This is a genomic window from Paraburkholderia oxyphila NBRC 105797 (assembly GCF_000685075.1).
GTDB classification, from domain to species: Bacteria; Pseudomonadota; Gammaproteobacteria; order Burkholderiales; family Burkholderiaceae; genus Paraburkholderia; species Paraburkholderia oxyphila.
In genome coordinates this window covers 1-8,115 of record NZ_BAYD01000177.1, presented here as the reverse complement: position 1 = coordinate 8,115, position 8,115 = coordinate 1, and the positions used below count along the sequence as shown (strand labels likewise).

The following is an 8,115-nucleotide window of genomic DNA, read 5'->3' as shown; positions in this document are numbered from 1 at the left end:
AAGACAAGGAAAGGCCAATGCCAATGCCAATGCCAATGCCAATGCCAATGCCCCCACAACCCACGACAAATCAATTCTCAAACACACTCCAAGCAATACCCGGCGGGGGCACGAAGATCCAGCAAAGTGGCCAGGCGTGTGACGCCGCCACCCCAGTTCTAAATACGCAACCGCCGTCCTTCCGAACGGCGGTTTTCTCAAGTGTCGAGCAGGGCACTCCGGACAGGCGGCAGTGCCACCGCCATATCGGGCACTTATGCCGCGGCAGAAGCACGGGGGCGGTGGACGATCTGGTTGTCCTTGCCCTGGAGCAGCGGCGTCAGCGTGAGGTTGAACTCGATGTCCTTGTACGTGTCGGCCTTCAGGCCCAGCGCGGCGCCGCCCGTCTTTTCCACTACCGGCGGAATCAGCTCCTCGCGCGTGGCATAGGCAAAGTCGTCCCAGATCAGCGGATCGCCTTCAATGTTGAACTGCGTGGTCAGCTTGCGGTGATCGTCGCTGCTGACGAAAAAGTGCACGTGCGCAGGGCGGTTGCCATGACGGCCGAGCCCGTCCAGCAACTGCTGCGTGGCGCCTTGCGGCGGGCAGCCGTAGCCCACCGGCATCAGCGTGCGGAATTCGTACTTGCCGTCGGCGCCGCTCTTGACCGCGCCGCGCAGGTTGAATTCGGTTTGCGCGCCGGTCGGGTCGAAATGCGAATAAAAGCCCTTCGAATTGGCATGCCAGCATTCGACGAGGGCGCCCGCGATCGGCTTGCCGTCGAGATCGGTGACGGTGCCGCGGATCACCAGCGGGCCGGCATCGGCATCCGGATTGATGTCGATCCGCGATATGCTTTCGCGCACCGGTGCGCCGGCCACATAGAGCGGGCCCTCGATCGTGCGCGGCGTGCCGCCTTCGAGGCCGACCGCCTTGTCGGCGGCGTCCATGCGAACGTCCAGGTACTTCTCGAGACCGATGCCCGCGGCGAGCAGTGCCGCTTCCCCGTCCTGGCCCAGCTTGTTCAGGTAGTTGACGCCCGCCCACACTTCGTCGGGCGTGATGTCGAGATCGTCGATGGCCTTGAACAGGTCGCTCAGCAGGCGATGGGTGATCTGCTGGAAACGGGCATTGCCTGTTTGGCCACCGAGGTTGGATGCGGCCGTCAACAGGTCCTGCACGTCCTTCGTTTCGAATACCTTCACGCTCATGATTACTGTCTCCACTTGGCTTTGGGGGGAACGGTCTTCGGGCGGGCTTGCCCTCTACACAACGTCAATCTTTTGCTTCACGCGTCGCCGTCACGGACGGACGACGGATGGCGGCACAACGGTGTTACCGAAATCTTCATGTACGGGAACAGCGGCAAGGCGGTCAGAATGTCGTGCAGCTCCGCGTTGCTCTCCACATCGAAAATGCTGTAGTTCGCATACTCGCCAACCACACGCCAGATATGACGCCACTTGCCGCTGCGCTGCAGGTCCTGCGAATACGCCTTCTCACGCGCCTTGATCTCATTGGCGACATCGGCGGGCATGTCGGCGGGGAGGTTCACATCCATTCGTACCTGGAAAAGCATGGTCTACGTCCTCTTGTTCGGTGTCCGGATTACTTCGTTACTTTCATCAAGCCGTCGCGGGTGAATCGCCTGATTTTCGCTTCGTCCAGCTCGATGCCGAGACCTGGGCCGTTCGGCACCGTGAGCTCGAAGTCGCTGTAATCCAATGGCGTGCTCAGAATCTCTTCGGTGATCAGTAATGGGCCAAATAGCTCGGTGCCCCATTGCAGGTTGGCGAAGCTCGCGAACAGATGCGCCGATGCAATCGTGCTCACCGCCCCCTCGAGCATCGTGCCGCCGTAGAGCTCGATGCCGGCCGCATCGGCAATCGCGGCCACGCGCTGCGCGGCGAACAGGCCGCCGCTTTGTTCGATCTTGATGGCGAACACATCGGCGCCTGCGTGCTTCGCGATCTCGAATGCGCTTTCGGGGCCCTGCAGGATTTCGTCGGCCATCAGGGCCACCGGGAAACGGCGCATGAGGCGCGCGAGCGCGGCGGCGGAGGCGACCGGCTGCTCGACGAGCTCGCAGCCCGCCTCGGCCAGTGCCGGAATCGCCCAGGCCGCCTGCGTCTCGCTCCAGGCCATGTTGACGTCGACACGCACCGCGGCCCGGTCGCCGACTGCCTTTTTGATCTCGGCCACGTGCCGGATATCGGTCTTGAGCTCCTTCGCGCCAATCTTCAGCTTGAAGATCTTGTGCCGGCGCACCTCGAGCATCGTTTCGGCCTCGGCGATGTCCTTTGCGGTGTCGCCAGACGCCAGCGTCCAGGCGACCGGCAGGCGCTCGCGTCGACGGCCGCCCAGCAGCTCGCTGAGCGGCACGCCAAGGCGCTTGCCGTGGGCATCGAGCAGCGCGGTTTCCAGCGCGCATTTGGCGAAGTGATTGACCTTCACGAGCTTGCCCACGTGCGCCATCAGCGCCTGGACCTGCGTGGCGTCCCGGCCGAGCATCGCGGGGGCGAAGTAGGCGTCGATGGCCAGCTTCATCGCCTCCGGGCTTTCCGGGCCATAGGCCATGCCGGCAATCGTCGTACCTTCGCCGAAACCGACGACGCCGTCGCTGCAATAGATCTTCACCAGCATCAGGGTTTGCCCGTGCATCGTGGCGACCGAGAGCTTGTGAGGGCGAATCGTCGGCAGATCGACGAGGCGGGTTTCGATACGTTCAATCGTCGCTTGGGTCATGGCGGCAGCTAAGTGATGTACGTGGAACCGGGCGGAAGGACGCCAGCGCAAGCGCCAGACCTCTCTATTCGTCGCACCGGTGGGCGTTCATGGGGTTGTTGATGGCATTAAATACCCGCGTCCGCGTGGTCGCTATCCGCCTGGTCGATGCTCACTATCCGTTTTTTTCGGTTTGGCCGCGCCGCGCCCCCGCCGACTACCGGCGGCGCGGCGTCGCCCGGGCCTGGATGGGACGCTGGCGAAAAAAGCGGATAGCAAACGCCGATCAGGCGGATAGCGCCGGGGCCGCATCGGGTATTCAATCCAGCTCATCAAGGACCGGGTCGCAAGACCCATCAATGGCAGGAGGAGAACCCATCGTGAGCACCGAGAAAATCACGCCGCAATGGCAAGAATTCATTGGCGGTTGTCTGGACTTTCGTCCGGCTGAGGGCGTCTATCGCATTGCGCGTGAGATGTTCACGGAGCCGGAGCTTTTCGACCTCGAGATGGAGTTCATCTTCGAGAAGAACTGGATCTACGCGTGCCACGAGAGCGAGATCCCCAAGCCGAACGACTTCATGACGATGCGTGCAGGGCGTCAGCCAATGATCATCTCGCGTGACGGCAACGGCCAGCTCAACGCCATGATCAACGCATGCCAGCATCGCGGCGCGACGCTCACACGCATGAGCAAGGGCAATCAGTCGACCTTCACGTGCCCGTTCCACGCGTGGTGCTACAAGAGCGATGGACGCCTCGTCAAGGTCAAGGCACCTGGTGAGTACTGCGAAGACTTCGACAAGTCCACGCGCGGCCTGAAGAAAGCGCGCATCGCGAGCTACAAGGGCTTCGTGTTCATCAGCCTCGACGTCGAGGGGACCGACACGCTCGAGGACTACCTCGGAGATGCACGCATCTTCTTCGACATGATGGTGGCGCAGTCGCCCACGGGCGAGCTGGAAGTGCTGCCGGGCAAGTCCGCCTACACCTACGAAGGCAACTGGAAGCTGCAGAACGAGAACGGCCTCGACGGGTATCACGTGAGCACGGTCCACTACAACTACGTGAGCACGGTGCAGCGCCGCCAGGAAGCGAATGCGAAGGCCGGCGGCGCCGCAAGCGGCACGCTCGATTACAGCAAGCTTGGCGCCGGCGACGCCGAGACCGACGACGGCTGGTTCGCGTTCAAGAACGGCCATAGCGTGCTGTTCAGCGACATGCCGAACCCCAGCGTGCGTCCCGGCTATGCCAGCGTCATGCCGCGGCTCGTCGAGTCGCATGGTCAGGAGAAGGCGGAGTGGATGATGCATCGCCTGCGCAACCTGAACATCTATCCGAGCCTCTTTTTCATGGACCAGATCAGCTCGCAGCTGCGCATCGTGCGTCCGGTCGCCTGGAACAAGACCGAGGTCATCAGCCAGTGCATCGGCGTGAAGGGCGAATCGGATCAGGACCGCGAGAGCCGCATCCGGCAGTTCGAGGACTTCTTCAACGTCTCGGGCATGGGCACGCCCGACGATCTCGTGGAATTCCGCGAGCAACAGCGCGGCTTCCAGGCGCGCCTCGAGCGCTGGAGCGACATCTCGCGCGGGCATCACAAGTGGGTGGCGGGCGAGACGGCCAATACGCGCCTGCTCGGCATCGATCCCATGCTGTGCGGCACGGAGCTGACCCACGAGGGCCTGTATGTGAACCAGCACGGTGCGTGGCAGACCTTCCTCATGAACGGTCTCGCGCAGCAATCGAACGGCAAGAAGGAGGCTTGAGCCATGACCGCCAACCTGCAACAGTCAGTCGAACAGTTTCTCTATCGCAAGGCCGAGCTTTGCGACGCGCAGAGCTGGGACGAGTATCTCGACCTCTTCGACGAGAACAGCGAATATCACGTGCCCCAGTGGGACTCCGAGCACGTCTACACGACCGACCCGAAACGCGGCATGTCGCTGATCTACTACGCGAACCGCACGGGTCTCGAAGACCGCGTGTTCCGTCTGCGCACGGGCAAGTCGGCGGCTTCGACGCCGCTGCCGCGCACGCTGCACCAGATCACCAACGTGCGCATTGCCGAGCGCGAAAACGGCGAGCTGGAAGTGAAGGCCAACTGGGCCACGTTCTACGCGCGCCAGGGCATCGGCGAGCACTTCTTCGGGCATGCCACGTATCGCCTGCGTCCCGCAGGCGACAGCTGGAAGATCGCGCGCAAGCACGTGCTGCTGCTGAACGACAAGATCAACGCCGTGCTCGATTTCTACCATCTGTAAGCGGGAGTGCCACGACATGAGCCACAAGGTCGCGTTCAGTTTTGCCGATGGCAAGACCGTGTTTTTCGATGTCCGCGCGGGTGAGCTGTTACTCGACGCTGCGCTGCGCAATAGCGTGAACATCCCGCTCGATTGCCGCGAGGGCGTGTGCGGAACCTGCCAGGGCCGCTGCGAATCGGGCAGTTATACGCAGGACTATGTCGACGAGGAAACGCTTTCCGCCGACGATCTCGCCGCGCGCAAGATCCTGTCTTGCCAGACGCGCGTGCAGTCCGATGCGTCGTTTTACTTCGACTTCGATTCGAGCCTGTGCAGCGCGGCCGGCACGACGGCGCTCTCGGGGAAAGTCACGGCGGTGACGCAGGTCTCCGAAACGACGGCGATCCTGCATCTGGACGCGAGCGCGCATCCGGGACGGCTCGATTTCCTGCCCGGGCAATACGCGCGCCTGAAAGTGCCGGGCGCGGACGTGTGGCGTTCGTATTCGTTCGCCAACCGGCCCGACGACAACAATCAGCTGCAGTTCCTGATCCGGTTGCTGCCCGACGGCGCAATGAGCAACTATGTGCGCGAGCGCTGCGAGCCGGGCCAGACGATCGAGTTCGAGGCGCCGCTCGGCACGTTCTATCTACGCCAGGTGGAACGGCCGCTGGTGATGGTCGCGGGCGGTACGGGCCTGTCCGCGTTTCTCGGCATGCTCGACGACCTCGCGCACAAGGGCGGTTGTGGCCAGAAGGTGCATCTCTACTACGGCGTGACGAACGCACGCGATCTGTGCGAGCTCGATCGTTTGAAGTCCTACGAAGCGCGCATCGCCAACTTCGCGAGCGACATCGTCGTGATGAATCCGTCTGAAGCGTGGCAGGGCAAGACGGGGCTCATCCCCGAGCATTTCGACCGCGCGATGCTCGAAGCGGATCCGTTCGACATGTACGTGTGCGGACCGCCTCCGATGGTGGAGGCCATCAAGACGTGGCTCGCGAACGAGCGTCTGGACGGCCACCGGCTCTTCTACGAGAAATTTGGGGACAGCAACACGGCGCACGCGGCTTCTTGAGCTGGAATTTGGGGTGTTTCGGTCTTTTGTCCCTGCACGGTGTGGTTTACCATTGAGTATTCGTCAATCTCTCAATGCCACGCCATGCCAACCCCCGCCGTCAACGATACTCGCGGTATTGACGCACTGCGTCACGACCTCGAAGGCGCGCGCGACTGGATGGAGTCGATTTGCGGACCGCATGGGCTGCAGGTACGCAGCCCGGGGGCGCTGCAATTCCATCATTCGGGCACGGTGATGCGCTCGATGGCGAGCACGTTGGGGTACGTCGAGTACGGCACCGACGTTACCGTCTCCGTGCACAACGACGCGCCACTGAACTGCTATAGCGTGAGCCTGCCGCTCAGCGGGCAGCAGGAGCTCGCCGCGCGCGGGCGCCTGTGGCTCTCGGATCAGGACAGGGGCCTCGTGTTGTCGCCGCACGAGACCCAGGATCTGGCGATCACGGGCAACTGCCGCAAGATCATCGTTTCCATTCCGCGACCCGCACTGCGCCAGGTGCTCGAGGGGCTGCTGCAAAAGCCGCTCGACGCCGCGTTGACGTTCGAGCCGCAAATGAATGCCGCGGACGGCGACCAGGCCGCCTGGTGGCGCATGGTCAAATTCCTGCTTGCCGAAATGGGCGCGGCCGGCCCGTTGCTCAATCATCAGCAAATGGCGGGGGATCTCGAGCAGGCGCTCATCAAGGGCCTGCTGCTTTCCCAGCCGCACAACTACTCGCAGGCGCTTGCCGAGGCGATGCGTCCCGCGTGCCCGCACTATCTGCTGCGCGCGAAGCAGTTCATCCATGACAACGCCCGCGAAAACATTGCGCTCGAGGACATCGAGCGCGCGGCGGGCGTGTCACGCTACAAGCTGTTCGATGGTTTTCGCGAGCACTTTGGCCATGCACCGATGGCCTATCTGAAGCGGCACCGGCTCGAAGCGGTGCGGCGCGAAATGCTCACGGATTGCTCGGAGCGCAATGTGTCTTCCATTGCGATGAACTGGGGCTTTTCGCACCTCGGGCGCTTTTCCAACGACTACAAGCAACTCTTCGGCGAGACGCCCTCGCAAACGCTCAAGCGGGCGGCGGGGCGTTAAAGCAAGCCCATAAGCAAGGCCAGACCCAGGATTGCTCTCCCAAAGGAGGTAGGTAATCTGGGTGATGGAGGCGAGTCGCTTTGCGACCAGACTGGCAGTGTGCCGTTCAGCTGGTATGCAGTCCTTCCCGAGGGACGCGCACACCCATCACACCTTGCCAATGAGGTTTCAAATGCGAGCCTATCCTTTTTCGTCGCTGCGCACTCTGATGAGTGCACTGGCCTTCAGTACGCTGGCTCTCGGAATGGTCGAGCCGACAACCGCATCGGCCGCCGGGGCCATCAAGAACGTGGTGCTGGTCCATGGCGGCTTCGTTGACGGTGGAGGCTGGGAGGCGGTGTACAACCTCCTGAAAGCCCAGGGGTACAACGTCAGCATCGTGCAGAATCCGACCACCTCGCTTGCCGCCGATGTAGCCGCGACGAAAGCCGTCGTGGATGCGCAGGACGGCCCGGTGGTGCTCGTCGGGCATTCGTATGGGGGTGTGGTGATTACCGAGGCCGGCACCGATCCCAAAGTCTCGCGGCTCGTTTATATCGCGGCGTTTGCGCCTGACAAGGGCGAGTCTGTGCAGAAGCTCATTGCCAATCCGCCGGCTGGTGCGCCGGTTCCGCCTATCTTGCCGCCTGTTAATGGCTTTCTCATGCTCGACAAGGCCAAGTTTGCTGAGGCGTTTGCGGGTGATGTGAATCCTCAGCGGGCTGCTTTTCTTGCGAATGCCCAGGTGCCCTGGGGTGTGGAGGCGTTGGGTGGCGAGGTGACCGTGCCTGCCTGGCGGTCGAAGCCGAGCTGGTATCTGGTTACCACGCATGACCGGATGATTCCGCCGGATGCGCAGCGGGCCATGGCCAAGCGTGCTGAAGCGACTGTGGCTGAGACGGCTGCCAGCCATGCTGTTTATGAGTCGCAACCGGCGGCCGTCGCGGCGCTTATCGAGGAGGCCGCCAAGGCGAAGAATTAGGTAGGGCGCGCACGCTGTTGGTGCGGGCTGTCTGGCGTTGGCCTTAA

The 8,115-nt window shown here is 62.7% G+C and carries 8 protein-coding genes; 5 read left to right on the top strand and 3 right to left on the bottom strand.

The window, feature by feature from the left end:
• Nucleotides 1-254: 254 nt before the first annotated feature.
• The 3 genes from catA to BO1_RS46500 all read right to left on the bottom strand — a co-directional run bounded on the left by catA (nt 255) and on the right by BO1_RS46500 (nt 2,724).
• The gene (gene catA, locus BO1_RS46510; protein ID WP_028223424.1) at nt 255-1,190 is read right to left on the bottom strand and encodes a catechol 1,2-dioxygenase; all 936 of its coding nucleotides are present in this window, start codon (nt 1,188-1,190) and stop codon (nt 255-257) included.
• Between the two features lie 77 nt (nt 1,191-1,267).
• Entirely contained in the window at nt 1,268-1,558 is a 291-nt protein-coding gene (gene catC / locus BO1_RS46505) for a muconolactone Delta-isomerase (RefSeq protein ID WP_028223423.1), read from the bottom strand.
• Between the two features lie 29 nt (nt 1,559-1,587).
• A complete protein-coding gene (locus BO1_RS46500; protein WP_028223422.1) occupies nt 1,588-2,724 on the bottom strand; it encodes a muconate/chloromuconate family cycloisomerase in 1,137 nt (378 codons plus the stop codon).
• A gap of 338 nt (nt 2,725-3,062) precedes the next feature.
• On the opposite strand from BO1_RS46500, the gene antA reads away from it, so the two are divergent.
• The 5 genes from antA to BO1_RS46475 all read left to right on the top strand — a co-directional run bounded on the left by antA (nt 3,063) and on the right by BO1_RS46475 (nt 8,068).
• A complete protein-coding gene (gene antA, locus BO1_RS46495) occupies nt 3,063-4,472 on the top strand; it encodes an anthranilate 1,2-dioxygenase large subunit (protein ID WP_407670096.1) in 1,410 nt (469 codons plus the stop codon).
• A gap of 3 nt (nt 4,473-4,475) precedes the next feature.
• On the top strand, nt 4,476-4,967 hold the full coding sequence (gene antB / locus BO1_RS46490; RefSeq protein ID WP_028223420.1) for an anthranilate 1,2-dioxygenase small subunit: 492 nt from the start codon (nt 4,476-4,478) through the stop codon (nt 4,965-4,967).
• A 16-nt stretch (nt 4,968-4,983) separates the two neighbouring features.
• Nucleotides 4,984-6,024, top strand: a complete 1,041-nt coding sequence (gene antC, locus BO1_RS46485; RefSeq protein WP_028223419.1) for an anthranilate 1,2-dioxygenase electron transfer component AntC — start codon at nt 4,984-4,986, stop codon at nt 6,022-6,024.
• A gap of 84 nt (nt 6,025-6,108) precedes the next feature.
• Nucleotides 6,109-7,107, top strand: a complete 999-nt coding sequence (locus BO1_RS46480; RefSeq protein ID WP_028223418.1) for an AraC family transcriptional regulator — start codon at nt 6,109-6,111, stop codon at nt 7,105-7,107.
• 172 nt (nt 7,108-7,279) lie between these two features.
• A complete protein-coding gene (locus tag BO1_RS46475) occupies nt 7,280-8,068 on the top strand; it encodes an alpha/beta fold hydrolase (protein WP_084688810.1) in 789 nt (262 codons plus the stop codon).
• Nucleotides 8,069-8,115 lie beyond the last annotated feature (47 nt).